Origin of the sequence: Variovorax sp. NFACC27 (genome assembly GCF_048301545.1) — a bacterium.
Lineage (GTDB): Bacteria > Pseudomonadota > Gammaproteobacteria > Burkholderiales > Burkholderiaceae_C > Variovorax > Variovorax gossypii.
Window position 1 is genome coordinate 7645637 of sequence record NZ_CP157613.1, and the last position, 15141, is coordinate 7660777.

The following is a 15141-nucleotide window of genomic DNA, read 5'->3' on the forward strand; positions in this document are numbered from 1 at the left end:
GCCAAGGCGCTGGCCGAAAGCGGGAGCATTTCGCTATCCTGCCGGCTGGCCAAGAAGAAGGAAGATGACTTTGCAAACGCACCCTGCCGTCCAAGCCGCCATGGAACGCAGTTTCGGCGCCATTGCCGATCTGATTCGCCTCCACGCGCAACACACGCCCGACCACGCAGCGCTGGCGGACGCCACCCGCACGCTGGACTACCGCGCGCTCGACGCGCTGATGGACCGCATCGCGGCCAGCCTGCAGCGCGACGGACTCAAGGCCGGCGACGCCATCGCCATCTGTGCCTCGTCGTCGGTGAACTACGCGGCCGTGTTCCTGGGCGCGCTGCGCGCCGGCGTGGCCGTGGCACCGCTGGCACCCGGCTCCACGCCCGCCAGCCTGGCCCGCATGATCGAGGACGCCGACGCGCGCATCCTGTTCAGCGACACATCGGCCGCGGAAGTGATCGGCCCCGCGAATGAAGGCGGCATCCCGCGCGTGGCGCTGGACGGTTCGCAGGTCGGCCGCGGCATCGACGAATGGCTCGCACCGGCGGGCGCACGGCCCGAGGCCGTCGAGGTGCAGCCCGGCTGGGCCTTCAACATCATCTATTCGTCGGGCACCACGGGCGAGCCCAAGGGCATCGTGCAGGGCCACGGCATGCGCTGGGCCCACGTGCAGCGCGGCGCCAAGTACGAGTACGGCCCTGACACGGTCACGCTGCTGTCGACGCCGCTGTACTCCAACACCACGCTGGTGGTGTTCTTCCCCACCCTGGCCTTCGGCGGCTGCGTGGTGCTGATGCCCAAGTTCGACGCGCTGGGCTACCTGCAGCTGGCGCAGCAGCGCCGCGTGACGCACACCATGCTCGTGCCGGTGCAGTACCAGCGGCTGATGGCGCATCCGCGCTTCGACGAGCACGACCTGTCCTCGTACAGGCACAAGTTCAGCACCAGCGCGCCCTTCGGCGCGGCGCTGAAGGCCGACGTGCTCAAGCGCTGGCCCGGCGGGCTGGTCGAGTTCTACGGCATGACCGAGGGCGGCGGCACCTGCATCCTGGAAGCGCACCTGAACCCCACCAAGCTGCACACCGTCGGCCGCCCGGCCGAGGGCAGCGACATCCGTCTGATCGACGAAGAGGGCAACGAGCTGCCCAGCGGCAACACCGAGGTGGCCGGCGAGGTGGTTGGCCACTCGGCCGGCATGATGACCGGCTACCACCGCCAGCCCGCGAAGACGCGCGAGGCCGAGTGGTTCGACGCCACCGGCAAGCGTTTCATACGCACCGGCGACGTGGGCCGCTTCGACGCCGACGGCTTCCTCACGCTGTTCGACCGCAAGAAGGACATGATCATCAGCGGCGGCTTCAACATCTACCCGAGCGACCTGGAAGCCGTGCTGCGCGGCCATGCGGCGGTGGCCGACGTGGCGGTGGTGGGCGTGCCCTCGGAGCAATGGGGCGAGACGCCGGCCGCCTTCGTGGTGCGCCGCGAGGGCGACGCCACGAGCGAAGACGAATTGCTGCAGTGGACCAACGCCCAGCTCGGCAAGACCCAGCGCCTGGCGCGCCTCGCCTTCATCGACGAGCTGCCGCGCAGCGCGATCGGCAAGGTGCTCAAGCGCGAGTTGCGTGAACTCGTCGGCCGCTGACACCGGCGCGGCGGCGGCGCCCGACCACGGCGGCGGCGGCAACGGCCTGCTGTGGGTGCTGGTCGCGGTCGCCGTGCTGTTCGCGTTCCTGCGCCCGCGCGCGCCGATGGACTGGCTGCGGCTGGTCGACTGGCAGACGGTGGGCGCGCTCGCGGGGCTGCTGGCCATCACGCAGGGCGTGGAGCGCAGCGGGATGCTGCAGTCCGCCGCGCAGCGCCTGCTGGCGCGCACGCACAACCAGCGCAGCCTGGCGATGCTGCTGACGGCCAGCGCGGCATTTCTCTCGGCGCTGGTCACCAACGACGTGAGCCTGTTCCTGCTGGTGCCGCTCACGCGCGTGCTCGCCACGCAGGCGCACCTGCCGCTGGCGCGGCTGGTGGTGCTGCAGGCGCTGGCGGTGAACGCGGGCTCTGCCCTCACGCCCATCGGCAATCCGCAGAACCTGTACCTGTGGCACCGCTCGGGCGAGGGCTTCGTCGCCTTCATGGGGATGATGGGGCCGACGGTGGCGGTGATGCTGTTCTGGGTCTTCGTCGCGGTCTGGCTGCTGGTGCCGCGCACGCCCATCGAGCTGAAACCCGAGGCCGAAGCCGCGCCGGTGCAGCCGCGCATGCTGGCGCTGTCGGCACTGCTTTTCGTCGGCTTCGTGGTCGCGCTCGACCGGCACTGGCTGCTGGCGGGGCTGGGCGTGGTGTTCGGCGTGTTCCTGGTGGCGTATCCGCGCGTGCTGCGCGGCATCGACTGGGCGCTGCTCGCGATCATCGCGCTGATGTTCGTGGACCTGCGGCAGCTCGCGGAGCTGCCCGCCGTGGTGGCGCTGCTGGGCCACTGGCCGATCACCGAGGGCTGGCGCGCGTACCTCGCGGCCATCGTCACCTCGCAGTTCATCAGCAACGTGCCGGCCGCGATCCTGCTGGACGGCCATGTGCGCGACCTGCCGGCGCTGGCGGCCGGCGTGAGCGTGGGCGGCTTCGGCTGCGTGCTGGGCTCGCTGGCCAACCTGATCGCGCTGCGGCTCGCCAAGCTGCCGAACGGGCTGCGCGAGTTCCACCGCATCAGCATTCCGTTCCTGCTGGTGTGCGCGGCCTCGGCGCTGCTGCTGCGGTTGGGATGACAGCGGCGGGCCGGAGTCGGACAATCGCGTCCTCCCTTCCCCGCCCCTTTCCATGCACACGCCCGCCACGCACACCCTGGCCCTGCGCGACTACGGCCACTCGCACGGCAGCCACGCGCACGAGCATTTCCAGGTGCTGATCGGCCTGGACGGCGTGCTCGAGATCGAGGTGGAAGGCCGCGGCGCCGGCATCGCCGCCGGCGAGGCGCAGGTGGTCGCGCCGGGCGACCGGCACGACTTCAGCGCGCAAAGGCATGGTGCCGTGTGCCTGGTGCTCGACACCACCCATGCGGGCTGGGCCCGCTGCGCCGAACGCGCATCTCCCGATTCGCCTCAGCTGCACACGCTGGCGCGCTACCTTGCGCAATGCATGAAGCAGCCGCAGGCCTCTGCGCTGGCCCTGCAGCACGGCCCCGCGCTGCTGCTGGAGGCATGGAATCCGGCACCGGCATCCTCATCGGATTCGCGCCGCCGCCGCATCGACTGGCCCCTGCTCGCCGACTGGGCCCGCGCCCGCTGGCACCAGCCGCTGGCCGTGGCCGACCTGGCGGAGGTCGCCTGCCTGAGCCCCAGCCAGTTCGCGCAGCGCTGCCGCGACGAGCAGGGCATGGGCGCGATGCAGTGGCTGCGCTCGCTGCGGCTGGCGCATGCGCGCGAGCTGCGGCTGGGCGGCTTGAGCGTGGCGGAGACGGCGCGCCGCACGGGCTACCGCTCGCCGTCGGCGCTCACGGCCGCCCTCCGACGCTGAGGCGCTGACTTTCTCCCTCCCCCGCTGGGGGAGGGCCGGGGTGGGGGCACGACGGCGACGAAAAAACACGGGGCGCGATCAATGGCCTGCCCCCATCCCAACCTTCCCCCAGCGGGGGAAGGAGCAAAGCCCAAACCGTCGTTTCGCGACGACGGACCATCGTTGCGCGACGACCGCATCGCGTAGCCTCGCCGTCCATGCCATCGACCGCCTACGCCCTGATCGCCATCGCCCTGTGGACCACGCTCGCCTCGCTGGGCACGGCCCTGTCCCACCTGCCGCCCTTCCTGCTGACGGGCCTGGCGCTCATCATCGGCAGCGTGCCGAGCTGGCCGCTGGTGCTGCGCGACCGCGCCGCCTGGAAGGTGCCGCCGCGCACGCTGGCGCTGGGGATCTACGGGCTCTTCGGCTATCACTTCCTGCTGTTCATCGCGCTGCGCTACGCGCCGCCGGTCGAGGCCAACCTGGTCAACTACCTGTGGCCGCTGCTGATGGTGGTGCTGGCGCCGGTGCTGCTGCCGGGCGTGTCGCTGCGGCCGCTGCACCTGGTGGCGGGGCTGCTGGGCTTCGCGGGGGCCGCGGCGGCGATCCTCGGGGCGGGCGGCGGCAATGCGTCCTTCTCGGGTTACCGGGGCTTCCTGCCGGCGCTGGCCTCGGCCTTCGTCTGGGCCAGCTATTCGCTGTGGACGAAGCGCGTGCCGGCCTTCCCCACCTCGGCGATCGGCCTGTTCGGGCTGGTCTCGGGCGCGCTCTCGCTGGCCTGCCACGCGGTGCTGGAGCCTTCGGTGGCGCTGTCGGGCCGCGACTGGCTGCTGCTCGTGCTGTGCGGCCTGGGCCCGCTGGGCGCGGCCTTCTTCGTATGGGACATGGCGCTCAAGCGCGGCGACGCGCGGCAGATCGGCATCCTGAGCTACATCACGCCGCTGGGCTCGACGGCGCTGCTGCTGCTCGTGACCGGGCGTCCGCTGACCTGGACCATCGTGCTCGCGGCCTGGCTGATCATCTCGGCGGCGATCATGGGCACTCGCGCACGGTGAGACGTGCCGGGCGTGCTGAATCAGGCTGTATCCGACGGGGCGGCTTCATTTTTTGTGGCTAGAGTGGAGGCTCAGGAAAAAAGGAGCCAACCCACATGGACGACAAGAACAGGGATTTCGAGATCACGCCCAAGCTGGTGTTCGACCTGAACCTGGCGCTGTACCTCGACCTGGTGGCCGCGCTGGAGGGCGCGGGCGCCGTCACCTACCGCCAGATGGCGGCCCGGGTGCTCAACATCAGCATGGATGCCCGCAACGACGGCGAAACCGGCCTGTCGACGGTGCTCGAGGGCATCGCCCGGGGTTTCGCGGGCCACGGCGACGGCCTGTCGATCGAGCTGCTGAAGGCCGCGCGCGGACTGCGCGAGGACGACGCGCTGGGCGACATCCCGCTGCGGCCCGACCTGGGCTGAGCGCCGGCCCCGGCTTCGGCCCGGCCCGGGCTGTCGGGGCTACTTGTAGTCGAGGGTGAAGGTGGCGGTGCCGTCCGCGCGTCCCGGCGTCACCTTGTCGGCGGTCTGGTAGTAGCGCGCGGTGTAGGGCAGCACGTAGTCGCCGTCCTTCGACGGCCCGACCAGCGCCTCGTCGCCGAACTTGACCGGCTGGCTCTGGTTGTCCACCACCTGGATGCCCACGCCGGTCGCGGTGCCCGTGCCGCCCTGGGTGATCTTCAGCACCCCCTGCACGTTCGACGGGTCCGGCGTGGCGTCCATGCGCAGGTAGACGGTGTTCTGCGCGTTCTGCCCGGCCTTGCAGTTGAGCCTGATATCGAACTTGCGGTCGCCCGTGGTCGTGCCCTTGCCCTTGAAGTTGTTCTGGGGCACCTTGCCGAAATCCACCGTGATGTTGCGCGAGCCCAGGTCCACCGAGCACGAGGGCGTGATGATGGTGATGCCTTCGCCCAGCAGGTTCGTCGTGAGCACCGACTTGTTGTCCGCCACGCTGTAGTACTGCGTGTAGGTGCCCTGGGCCAGCGGGCCGTTGCCGGTCACGGTCGCGATCTTGAACAGCTCCACCTGGAAGCGGGAAGCCGCGTTGAAGTCGCCGAAATCCGTGGTGGTCGAGCGATCGTGCGGGTAGTAGTTGACCGCGGTCTGGTCGAAGTAGCGCGACAGCCGGATGCCGACGCCGGGCACGTTGGTGGTGTACACGTGGTCGTAGCCCGCCACGGGGGAGCCCTGCAGCATGACGCCCTTCACGTTGCCGCCGCCCGAGCAGGTCCATGGCTTGTTGGTGGTGCCCGTCAGAGGCAGCGGGAAGAGCTGGCTCTTGAACATGGTGCCGACCGCGGCGTCGTTCGGGATGACGACCCGGCCCATCGCCATGTTGACGGTCTTCTCGATGTAGCCCGGCGTCACGTAGCAGGCGGCGCGCGCGGCCTGCGCGCCGAGCAGCAGCACGAGGGCCCCGAGCGTCGGAAAGGCGATGCGTGCGACCTTCGTCGCGCCGGATGGATGGCTGCTGCGGCTCATTCCGCTCCCTTCGGTTGCACGGCGTCCGGTCCGGTGGCGGCGCACTGGCCGTTCAGCTCGCGGATCGGCGGCGGGTTCTTTTCGTCGGGCAGGCTGTAGGGCACGACGCACCGGTCGGCCTGGCCCTGGCCCCATCGCACGGTCAGCCGTCCGCTGTCGGCCGCGCCGGTCACGAAGGACTGGCCGTCGGGCCCGACGATGCCGACCTCCTGGCCCGCCTCGTTCTCGATCTTCGAGCCCAGCGGCAGGGCCCGGCCCTTGCGGTCGGTGAGCACCATCAGCAGGCGGAAGCCCACCGAGGTCTCGAACTTCGCGACCACCACGGCGCCGCGCGTGGGCACCAGCTCGGTCGCTGCATTCTTCACTTCCACGGTGTCGCCGAGATCGCTCGTGCGCACGGCCAGTCGATTCAGCCGGTACGGCGTGAGATTGGGAATGACCGCGTTGCCGGCCCGGTCGGTCGCCACGCCGGGCTGCGACTCGAAGCCCACGCCCTGCGCCTTGGGCGCCTGCACCAGCGCCACCGTCTCGCCCAGCGGCTGCGACGCCGTGACGCCGCCGCCGTGGAACAGCAGGCCGCCGGCGACGCCGACGGTGCTCTGGCCGTAGCCGCGGCCCTGCGAGTACCCGAGGTCCAGCCGACCCACCGACGACAGATAACTGGCGCTCGCGCTGGCGCTGCTGCCGCCGCCCTGGTTCGCGTTGCTGGCCGTGACGTTGTAGGTCAGGCGGCTGTCGTCGAAGGCCGAGCCGTAGACGCTGGCCTGCTGGTTGAGGCGGCCGGTGCTGTCGCGGTTGACGGCGTACTGCGCGCTGGCACGGGTGTCTCCCAGCGGAATGCTCAGCGTGAACATCAGCTGGCGCACCGGCGCCCGGTTCAGGCTGGTGGTGTAGTTGTAGTAGACGCTGTAGCCGAACTGCCTGTAGTTGCCCGAGTAGCCGACCTGCACCAGCCTGTCCTTCGCGCTGGTGCCCCAGTAGCTCTGCTGGCGGGCCGAGGCGAAGACGCTGCCCCAGTCCTTGATCTGCTGCGAGACCTCGAAGCGGATCTCGTTGCGGCGGCTGTTGAAGGACTCGAAGGGCAGCAGGTCCTGCATCTGCACCGCTTCCTGGAAGGTGCGGAAGCCGCTGGTCGAATAGCGGTAGCCCGCCACGCGGAAATTGGTGCCCGACGAGAGGATGGCCTTCGAGTAGAGAAAGCGCACCGACTGGCCGTTGAAGTTCCTCGCGCCGTTGACCGGCGTCCGGTCGGTGGTGCGCGCGGCCGAGAGGTCGACCGACACCGCGCCGAAGTCCTTCATGTTCTTGCCCACGCCCACCAGCACCGACTGGTAGATGTTGGCCGCCAGCAGGCCGCCGTAGAGCGTGAACTCGTTGCCGAGGCCGCGCGCCAGCGTCGCCTGCACGAAGGCGGGCTGCGTCAGCGTGGGACGGCTCCCGGTGCTCGTCGTGCCGAAGTAGTTGTTGCGGTACTTGCCCACGGTGGCCGAGTAGCGCCAGGTGCCTTCGCGCAGCAGCGTGGGCACGGCGGAGAAGGCCTGCGTGTACTTGACCTCGCGGCCGTCGGCCTCGGTGATGGTCACCTCGATGTCGCCGCTGGACGCGGTCGGGTAGAGGTCGTCGATCACGAACGGGCCCGGCGCGACGAAGGTGCTGTAGATGATGTAGCCGTTCTGCCGGACCGTGACGCGCGCGTTGGTCTGCGCCACGCCGCGCACGGTGGGTGCGTAGCCCTGCTGGCTGTCGGGCAGCATCGCGTCGTCGGAGGCCAGCTGCGCGCCGCGGAAGGGAACGCTGTCGAAGAAGTTGCCGGGCGTGTTGCCGTCGCCGATCAGCAGGCTGCCGTTGATCGGGGCGATGTCGCGCTGCGCGTAGGTGCTGATGCCCTGCCAGCGGCTCTGGCCGTCGATGCCGCGGTTGTAGGTGGAGAAGTGGCGAAAGCGCCAGTCCTCGTAGTTGAAGCCGGCGCGCAGGCCCGCGAACAGCGTGTTGCGCTGCAGGGTCTTGTTCGTGTCGGCGAAGGGATTGCTGTCGAAGGCGCTCTGCGGCGTCGCGAACGGATTGACGTCGTTGCGGTACTTGTCGCCGCTGTAGCGCGCGAAGTTGAGCTGATAGTCCAGCATGCCGGCGGTGATGCCCCTGCTCCACTTCTCGGGGCCGACCGCGCCGCGCGCCGAGCGCTTCAGCGCCGCCTGCGGAATGCTCACGAACAGGCGCTGCCTGCCGGCGTCGTAGCTGTACCTGGCCTCGGGGCTGATGGCGGACAGGTCGACGCAGGCGTCGTCCGCCGCGTTCGCCAGCGCGGCGAACACCGCCACGTTGACGCCCCAGCCGTCGAGCATGCCGCGCGTGATGCAGGGCTCGGCGTCGTTCCTGCCTTCCTTGTCGACGAAGCGGATCTCGGCCTGGCCGGTGCCGCGTTCGTTGAGCGACACGTCGACCATGTACTTGCCCGCGAGCACGCGGTTGCCGAAGGAGAAGAGCGACAGGTCGGCGTGGGGCTGGTCGCCGCCGATGTTCAGGAATTCCTCGTTGAAGCTGGAGGCCGCCTGCTGCTGCGATTGCTGCTGCTGCTGCGCATGACCAGTCGCGCCCAGCGCGCCCAGCAGGGCCGCGCACAGGGTGAGCCGGAACGGCGCGCGAGGAGCGGACAGGCAGCGGCGCATGGGGGGATGCCTCAGCGCTTTGCGCCGTCGGCGGGCGGCGGGGTGACCGTCTCGACCGTCACCGCCACGGGCTCAGCGCCGGCCGGCACCTGCACGCGCTCCTCGGGCGTCTCGCCGCCGTAGTCGTTGAGCGTGGTGTAGCCGACCTGTACAGCCTGCGGCGCCTTCACCGCGCTCAGCGGGTACGCCACTTCGCCGAAGGGCGGCACCATGTCGGCGTTGATGAGCTGCTGGCCATTGTTGACATTCAGCGCGGTGAAGGTCACGTGGTAGCCCGTGGGGTTGGCGATCTTCAGCACCGCGCCCTGCCCCTGCGCACCGGCGCTCACCGCCCACCTGAGCTGGCCGCGCGACTGGTCGGACTTGCCCTGCAGTCCCGAGGGCCGGTAGAACACCTTGATGCGGCTGCGCACCGCGATCTGGAGCACGTTCTCGTCCCTGGACTTCTCGGGAATCTCCTTGACGTTGAGCCAGAACACCGACTCGCGGTCCGACGGCAGCTCGCCCGTGGTGCGCATGATGCGCAGGATGTTCTCCATGCCCGGGTCGAGCCGCGACAACGGCGGCGTGACGAGCAGCGGCGTCTTGTTCCGGCCCTCGCCGGCGTCGATCCAGCTCTGCACCACGTAGGGCGAGACGCCGGTGTTCTTCACCGGGATGGAGGCTTCGCGGTCCTTCTCGCCGAGGATCACGCGGGTGCCGCCGAGCATCACGCCCGCGCCTGCCGGCCACTGCAGGCCCAGCGTCAGCAGGACGGCGAGAGCCCATCGGAAGCGGTTGTTGCTGCACATAAGAGAAGAGAAGAAGTCCTCGGCCCGGGCCGAACGCATGAAGGACGTGGAACACGCGAACCCGGCGCGACGGCGCGCGTTGCAGCGCCGTCGGAAAAAGCGGGAAGAAAAAGGGGATGCCGGCGCCGGCGGGGACGTGGAGTCCGGACGCGGCGCCGGGCATTGGCGGCATCGCCGGCCGACCCGAAGCGGCGGGCGCTTCGGCGGGCCGTGGATGCCGCGGGCGCGCCTGCTTACTTGTAGGCGACGGTGAACTGCGCGACCGAGTTGGCCGGACCGACCGTCACGGTCGTCTTGGTGGCGACGTAGGCGGCCTGGAAGTTCAGCGAGTTGTCGCCGAGGCCCAGCACGTACTGGCCCGATTCCGAACCCAGCGGGATCTTGGTGCCGGCCGAGTCGCCGAGTTCGATGGCCACGCCCGAAGCCGAGCCCACGCCCACCTGGCCGGCGTTGGCGATGCGCAGGTTGGTGGCGTCGTCGAGGTCGGCCGTGCCCGAGAAGGTCACGGTCGCGCCCTTGGCGGTGGCGCCGCAGCCGAGCAGGTCGATCTTGAACTTGGAGGGGGTGGCCTTCTTGCCGACCACTGCCGTGCCGGCGGTGGCGCCGTCGAACGCAGTGCGCGAAACCTTGCCCAGGGGCACGGTCATGTTCTGGCTGTTGGGAGAGATCGAGCAGGGCGCGTCGACGATCTCACCGGTGAAATTGATGGTGCCGTCGGCGGCGAATGCGCCCTGCGACAAAGCGCCGGCGATGGCCAGCGCTGCGAACTTCGTGATTACAGACTTCTGCATTTCTTGCGTTCCCTGGGGATTGATGTGACTGAACTGCGACCTGCTGATGCAAGGCAGGCGCGCAGTCTATGCAGTCGATGACGCAAGAAGAAGGTGCGTTGGCGCTAGTTAACCGTAGTTAACATTGCACTCAAGATGTCTGTGAAATTTACACGAACGTTAACAACTCGACACTAGATTTCGGCGACCTGCAGCACCAGCTTGCCGAAGTTCTCGCCCGCGAAGAGCTTGTTGAGCGACTCGGGGAAGGTGTCCAGCCCCTTCACGATGTCTTCCTTGCTCTTCATGCGCCCATCTTTCAGGTAGCCGGCCATTTCGGCGATGGCGATGTGATAGCGGTCGGCATAGTCGAACACCACGATGCCTTCCATGCGGGCGCGGTTCACCAGCAGGCTCAGGTAGTTCTTCGGCCCGGCCGAGGGCATGCTGTTGGCGTTGTTGTACTGGCTGATGGCGCCGCAGATGATGATGCGGGCCTTGCGCGCGAGACGCGCCAGCACCATGTCGAGGATCTCGCCGCCGACGTTGTCGAAGTAGATGTCCACGCCCTTCGGGCAGTGCGTCTTGAGGCCCTCGCGCACCGCTGCGGCGCCGGCCTTGTAGTCGATGCAGGCGTCGAAGCCCAGCTCCTTCACCACCCAGTCGCACTTGGCCTCGCCGCCGGCGATGCCGACCACGCGGCAGCCCTTGATCTTGGCCAGCTGGCCCACGGTCTGGCCGACCGCGCCGGCCGCGCCGGAAACCACCACCGTCTCGCCCGGCTTGGGCATGCCCACGTCCATCAGGCCGAAGTAGCCGGTCATGCCGGGCATGCCCAGCACGTTGAGCCACTGGGTGATGGTGCCGACGTTCAGGTCGATCTTCACCAGGCCGTTGCGCTTGACCTGGTCTTCGGGGATCAGGATGTATTCCTGCACGCCCAGCGTGCCGTAGACGGTGTCGCCCACCGCGAACTGCGGGTTCTTCGACGCGATGACGCGGCCGACGCCGCCGGCGCGCATCACTTCGTCGATGCCCACTGGAGGGATGTAGCTCTTGGCGTCGTTGAGCCAGCCGCGCATGGCGGGGTCGAGCGACAGCGACAGCGTCTTGACGAGCACGCCGCCCTCGGCCGGCTCGCCGACGGGCTCGGTGGTGAACTTCCAGTTCTCGCGCGTGGCAGTGCCCTCGGGGCGCTTGGCGAGGCGGACCTGGTGGTTGGTGAGTGGGGTGCTCATGGTGTCTGTCTCCTTGACCTTGAATGAGGGGCTTGACGGGCGCTCGTGCGCGGGCGCCTGCATCGTAGTCGCGGGCCCGGGCCGGGCTGGTAGCGCAGGTGACAGGCGGGCCGGCGGCGGCGCCGGCCCCTCGCCTCAGGTCAGCCTGACGACGATCTGCAGCCCCGGCTGAGCGTTGCGCAACGTGAGCTTGCCGCCGTGCGCCTCGGCGATCAACCGGCACAGGTACATGCCGAGGCCGACGCCGCCGGTGGCGCGCGCCCGGGCGCCGTCGGTGCGGTAGAAGGGCTCGGTCAGCCGCTCGAGCTGCTCGTCGTCCACGCCGGGGCCGTGGTCGCGCACCTCGATCTCCACGCCCTGGCTGCTGCCGTCGAGCACCGCGCGCAGCGACACGCACGGCGGCCGCGGCGCGTCGGCGCTGTAGCGCAGCGCGTTGTCCAGCAGGTTGCGCACCAGCAGGCGGATGCGCATGCGATCCACCGCGTGCGGCGGCAGGCCCTCGGCCAGGTCGAGGTGCACGTGCTGCGCGCCGGGCATCTCGGCCACGATCTCGCGGATCAGCGTCGCCAGGTCGACCGGCTCGCGCTGCAGCGCCACGTGCGGGCTCGCCAGGCGCTCGCTCTCGAGCAGGTCGCTGATGAGATCGCGCATCTCGTTGAGGTCGCGCAGGAGCGCATCGCGCTCGGCCTGCCCCTCGGGCGTGGTCGGCAGCAGCTCGGCGTTGAGCCGGGCGCGCGTGAGCGGCGAGCGCAGCTCATGGCTCAGCGCCAGCAGCAGCCCGCGCTTGGCGTCGAGCATGGCCTGGATGTCCTCGGCCATGGTGTTGATGCGCTCGGCCAGGTCGCCGAGGTCGTCGTTGCGGCGGATCGGAATCGGCTGCGTGAACTCGCCGCGGCCGAAGCGCTGCGCGCCCTCGCGGATGTCGATCAGCGGACGCAGCAGCCGGCTCACGTAGGCGTACGCCAGCAGCACGCACGACAGCAGCAGGCCGAGCGTGGCCCAGCCGATGACGCGCGGCGCCAGCTGCCAGAGCTTGGGCGACCAGCCGAAGATCACGCGGTGGCCGTCGGCCGTGGGGCGGATGAACCACTTGTCGCCGCCGAACACGTCCTCGCGGTCGTGCATCCAGCCGCCGGGGCTGTTCGCGCCGCCGGGGTTGGAATCCCAGTTGACCTTGGGTCCGACGATGCGGATGGTGATCGGCAATCGCGCCACCAGCGCCTGCGCGCGCGAGACATCGGGCGGCGCACCGATCTCGGCGACCAGCCGGTCGGCGTAGTCGGTCAGCATCGGCTTGGCGGCCTCGGCCCAGCCGGTGGAGAACGACTTCTTCATGCCGCCCATGAAGACCGCCGCCATCACCAGCGCGAGCATCACGAACATCAGCACCAGCCGCACGCGCAGCGAGCGGCGCCAGCGGCGCTTGCCCTGCACTTTCTCGTTCCAGCGCGCGTGCCACTTGGCGTGCCAGTCGCCGCGCGTCATCTCGTCGCGGCATTCCTCGCCGCGCCACCGCATCCTGCGGGACTCCCTGCTTCGGCCGAAATTCATGCAGGCTCGCTACGGGCAACCGCCAGCGCATAGCCGGCGTTGCGCAGCGTCTTGATGCAGTCCAGCGGCTCCAGCTTCTTGCGCAGCCGGCTCACGACGATGTCGACGGCACGCGTGTAGAGCTCGGCCTCGTGGCCGCGCAGGCGGTTGAGGATGTCGTCGCGGCTGAACACCTTGCCCGGTTCCGCGGCCAGCAGCGCGAGCAGCTCGAACTCGGTGCCGGTGAGTTCCACGCGCTCGCCGTGGCGCAGCACCTGGCGCCGGTCGAGGTCGATTGAAAGCCCGTCGAACACTCGGTACTGCGTGCCGTTGGCTGCCGCCTGCGGCGTGCTGCGCTGGCGGCGCAGGATGGTCTGCACGCGCGCCACCAGCTCGCGCGGCTCGAAGGGCTTGGGCACGTAGTCGTCGGCGCCGAGCTCGAGGCCGACCACGCGGTCCATCACTTCGCCGCGGGCTGTGAGCATCACGATGGGAATGTCGCTTTCCTTGCGGATCTCGCGGCACAGCGCGAAGCCGTCCATCTCGGGCAGCATCACGTCGAGGATGGCCGCGTCGTAAGTGCCCGCGCGCAGCTTGGCCAGCCCTTCGCTCGGGCGCACGGCGCTCTCGAGCGTGCAGCCGAAGCGCGCGAAGTAGGTGGTCAGCGGCGCGGCGAGATGTTCGTCGTCGTCGATCAGCAGGATGCGCGGCATGGCGGGATTGTGCCTCCGGACGAGAAAGTGGCGGATGACTTCGCTGACCATCAGACCCGCCGGCATCGCACCGCCCAGGTCAGGCCCGTCACGAGGGTGGAAAGCAGCAGCGCGTGGTAGACCACGTCGGGCACGGTACGCGGGCCGATGCCCGCGATGATGGTGCCGAGCCCGACCAGCGTACCCAGCAGCGCGAAGCCCTGGCCGAAGATGGCGGCGCGGCGCGCGTGGTGCGGACGCAGCCAGGTCTCGACCGAGGCCAGCACGAGCACGGTGGCGATCACCGCCTCGGCGGTTCGGGCCGCCGCGTGCGCGTAGCCGGGCACGAGGAGCCCCGCGTGCACCATCGACGCGATGCCCAGCGTGAGCGCCTCCGTCAGCATCCATGCGCGCGCGGCCGGCGCGTGCACGGCATGGGACGCGGTGTCGTCGCTGCTCATGTACTCGTCGCTCACCATGGATCTGCCTTGCCGATGCGGCCCAGGTGCGTGGCGGCAAAACCCGTCGCGTACTTGAGCCCGTAGCCGAGCGCGTGGTCGACGCCGATGTGGGCCAGCCAGATCAGGCTGCCGGCCACCGCCCAGGGCATGGCAGCGAACACGCCGAGCGCCAGCAGCAGCACCGGACCGACGTACGAATGCGCCGCGTTGTAGAGCGCCGCCCCTGTGCGGGGGCCCGCGAGGTAGCCCAGCAGCGAGAGATCGGGCACGAGCAGCCAGAGCGCGAACACGCCCCAGCCCGCGCCGAACTGGGCGTAGGCGGCGAGCGCCACGCCCAGCACCACGGCGCCTTCGAGTTGAAGCAGCGCGCGCACCCCGCCCGTGACCGCCGTCGCGGCCTCCGCCGGAGACACCGTGGATCCGGCCTTGCCGGCCCACGGGTCTCGCCCGCGCAGAAGCGGCAGGCGGAACGACGGGAGCTCAACCACGATGGCTCCAGCGGCGGCCGCCACGCTCCATGAAGTCGCGCACCTTCTGCTGCTGCGCGGCGTTCAGGTTGTCGTAGAAGTCGGCGGCGGCGGCGATGATCTCGGGGCTGCCGCTGCGCACGGCGGCCGTCTTCTCGTCGATCAGGCGGGCGGCGCCGGCCTGGTCGAGCTTGTTGCCCGCGAACAGCGCCTTGAACTGCGAGCGCGGATCGCCCGAGCCGCCGGCACCGCGCATGGCTTCGCGCTGCGCCTGCAGCTTCTCGGCCAGCACCGTGAGCTTCTGTTTCTGGTTGGCATCGAGCTCGAGCTTGCTGCCCACGCGCTCGACCATCTTCGCGCGGAACTCGGCGCTGTCGCCGCCCCAGCCGTGGCGATAGCTGCTGCAGCCGGCGATGCTGCCCGCGACCATGGCAGCTCCCGCAAAACCGAAGAGAGTGCGCTTGATCCAGTGTTTCATGGTGATTCCTTGTGTTCCTGATGTTGTGTTGAGGAGGAAGCTCC

General features: G+C 69.7%; 15 protein-coding genes. 5 read left to right on the forward strand and 10 right to left on the reverse strand.

Translation table 11 applies throughout. The features are described 5' to 3' along the window. Positions 1 to 100 precede the first annotated feature (100 nt). The 5 genes from ABL840_RS35820 to ABL840_RS35840 all read left to right on the forward strand — a co-directional run bounded on the left by ABL840_RS35820 (position 101) and on the right by ABL840_RS35840 (position 4945). Complete coding sequence (locus tag ABL840_RS35820; RefSeq protein ID WP_093306995.1) at positions 101 to 1633, forward strand: class I adenylate-forming enzyme family protein; 1533 nt, start codon at positions 101 to 103, stop codon at positions 1631 to 1633. Beyond that, the gene (locus ABL840_RS35825) at positions 1614 to 2747 is read left to right on the forward strand and encodes an SLC13 family permease (RefSeq protein ID WP_093306909.1); all 1134 of its coding nucleotides are present in this window, start codon (positions 1614 to 1616) and stop codon (positions 2745 to 2747) included. The genes ABL840_RS35820 and ABL840_RS35825 overlap by 20 nt, the downstream gene beginning before the upstream one ends. A 52-nt stretch (positions 2748 to 2799) precedes the next feature. Beyond that, positions 2800 to 3495, forward strand: coding sequence for a helix-turn-helix transcriptional regulator (locus ABL840_RS35830; protein ID WP_093306908.1), 696 nt, complete (start codon positions 2800 to 2802; stop codon positions 3493 to 3495). A 197-nt stretch (positions 3496 to 3692) separates the two neighbouring features. Beyond that, positions 3693 to 4532 (forward strand): DMT family transporter, encoded by an 840-nt coding sequence (locus ABL840_RS35835; RefSeq protein ID WP_093206314.1) that lies wholly within the window; start codon positions 3693 to 3695, stop codon positions 4530 to 4532. 95 nt (positions 4533 to 4627) lie between these two features. Then, entirely contained in the window at positions 4628 to 4945 is a 318-nt protein-coding gene (locus ABL840_RS35840) for a hypothetical protein (protein ID WP_093206313.1), read from the forward strand. A 39-nt stretch (positions 4946 to 4984) separates the two neighbouring features. On the opposite strand, the gene ABL840_RS35845 is transcribed toward ABL840_RS35840, so the two are convergent. From ABL840_RS35845 to ABL840_RS35890, 10 genes are all read right to left on the reverse strand, one after another. Continuing rightward, positions 4985 to 6004 carry a fimbrial protein gene (locus ABL840_RS35845; RefSeq protein WP_093306907.1) on the reverse strand — a complete coding sequence of 340 codons (1020 nt, stop codon included), beginning with the start codon at positions 6002 to 6004 and terminating at the stop codon, positions 4985 to 4987. Further along, positions 6001 to 8670 (reverse strand): fimbria/pilus outer membrane usher protein, encoded by a 2670-nt coding sequence (locus ABL840_RS35850; protein WP_093306906.1) that lies wholly within the window; start codon positions 8668 to 8670, stop codon positions 6001 to 6003. Before ABL840_RS35850 ends, ABL840_RS35845 begins: the two co-directional genes overlap by 4 nt. Positions 8671 to 8681: 11 nt before the next feature. Next, entirely contained in the window at positions 8682 to 9500 is an 819-nt protein-coding gene (locus ABL840_RS35855) for a molecular chaperone (RefSeq protein ID WP_240652315.1), read from the reverse strand. Positions 9501 to 9694: 194 nt separating this feature from the next. Further along, positions 9695 to 10252, reverse strand: coding sequence for a fimbrial protein (locus tag ABL840_RS35860; protein ID WP_093306904.1), 558 nt, complete (start codon positions 10250 to 10252; stop codon positions 9695 to 9697). A 173-nt stretch (positions 10253 to 10425) separates the two neighbouring features. Further along, on the reverse strand, positions 10426 to 11469 hold the full coding sequence (locus tag ABL840_RS35865; RefSeq protein ID WP_093306903.1) for an NADP-dependent oxidoreductase: 1044 nt from the start codon (positions 11467 to 11469) through the stop codon (positions 10426 to 10428). 135 nt (positions 11470 to 11604) lie between these two features. Further along, positions 11605 to 12987 carry a HAMP domain-containing sensor histidine kinase gene (locus ABL840_RS35870; RefSeq protein ID WP_093206307.1) on the reverse strand — a complete coding sequence of 461 codons (1383 nt, stop codon included), beginning with the start codon at positions 12985 to 12987 and terminating at the stop codon, positions 11605 to 11607. A 29-nt stretch (positions 12988 to 13016) separates the two neighbouring features. Next, positions 13017 to 13712 carry a response regulator transcription factor gene (locus ABL840_RS35875; protein ID WP_170217247.1) on the reverse strand — a complete coding sequence of 232 codons (696 nt, stop codon included), beginning with the start codon at positions 13710 to 13712 and terminating at the stop codon, positions 13017 to 13019. A gap of 50 nt (positions 13713 to 13762) precedes the next feature. After that, positions 13763 to 14170 carry a hypothetical protein gene (locus tag ABL840_RS35880; RefSeq protein WP_093306901.1) on the reverse strand — a complete coding sequence of 136 codons (408 nt, stop codon included), beginning with the start codon at positions 14168 to 14170 and terminating at the stop codon, positions 13763 to 13765. Further along, positions 14164 to 14640, reverse strand: a complete 477-nt coding sequence (locus ABL840_RS35885) for a DUF4260 domain-containing protein (protein WP_418116117.1) — start codon at positions 14638 to 14640, stop codon at positions 14164 to 14166. Before ABL840_RS35885 ends, ABL840_RS35880 begins: the two co-directional genes overlap by 7 nt. Beyond that, positions 14633 to 15097: a Spy/CpxP family protein refolding chaperone gene (locus ABL840_RS35890; RefSeq protein ID WP_093206303.1), complete on the reverse strand. Its 465-nt coding sequence runs from the start codon at positions 15095 to 15097 to the stop codon at positions 14633 to 14635. Before ABL840_RS35890 ends, ABL840_RS35885 begins: the two co-directional genes overlap by 8 nt. Positions 15098 to 15141: the final 44 nt, after the last annotated feature.

What these genes read in the sequence shown, in the direction of transcription:
- ABL840_RS35820 (WP_093306995.1), top strand. Translation starts at nt 101, where the DNA reads ATGGAACGCAGTTTCGGCGCCATTGCCGATCTGATTCGCCTCCACGCG.
- ABL840_RS35830 (WP_093306908.1), top strand. Translation starts at nt 2,800, where the DNA reads ATGCACACGCCCGCCACGCACACCCTGGCCCTGCGCGACTACGGCCAC.
- ABL840_RS35835 (WP_093206314.1), top strand. Translation starts at nt 3,693, where the DNA reads ATGCCATCGACCGCCTACGCCCTGATCGCCATCGCCCTGTGGACCACG.
- ABL840_RS35840 (WP_093206313.1), top strand. Translation starts at nt 4,628, where the DNA reads ATGGACGACAAGAACAGGGATTTCGAGATCACGCCCAAGCTGGTGTTC.
- ABL840_RS35845 (WP_093306907.1), bottom strand. Translation starts at nt 6,004, where the DNA reads ATGAGCCGCAGCAGCCATCCATCCGGCGCGACGAAGGTCGCACGCATC.
- ABL840_RS35850 (WP_093306906.1), bottom strand. Translation starts at nt 8,670, where the DNA reads ATGCGCCGCTGCCTGTCCGCTCCTCGCGCGCCGTTCCGGCTCACCCTG.
- ABL840_RS35855 (WP_240652315.1), bottom strand. Translation starts at nt 9,500, where the DNA reads ATGCGTTCGGCCCGGGCCGAGGACTTCTTCTCTTCTCTTATGTGCAGC.
- ABL840_RS35860 (WP_093306904.1), bottom strand. Translation starts at nt 10,252, where the DNA reads ATGCAGAAGTCTGTAATCACGAAGTTCGCAGCGCTGGCCATCGCCGGC.
- ABL840_RS35865 (WP_093306903.1), bottom strand. Translation starts at nt 11,469, where the DNA reads ATGAGCACCCCACTCACCAACCACCAGGTCCGCCTCGCCAAGCGCCCC.
- ABL840_RS35870 (WP_093206307.1), bottom strand. Translation starts at nt 12,987, where the DNA reads ATGCGGTGGCGCGGCGAGGAATGCCGCGACGAGATGACGCGCGGCGAC.
- ABL840_RS35875 (WP_170217247.1), bottom strand. Translation starts at nt 13,712, where the DNA reads ATGCCGCGCATCCTGCTGATCGACGACGACGAACATCTCGCCGCGCCG.
- ABL840_RS35880 (WP_093306901.1), bottom strand. Translation starts at nt 14,170, where the DNA reads ATGGTGAGCGACGAGTACATGAGCAGCGACGACACCGCGTCCCATGCC.
- ABL840_RS35890 (WP_093206303.1), bottom strand. Translation starts at nt 15,097, where the DNA reads ATGAAACACTGGATCAAGCGCACTCTCTTCGGTTTTGCGGGAGCTGCC.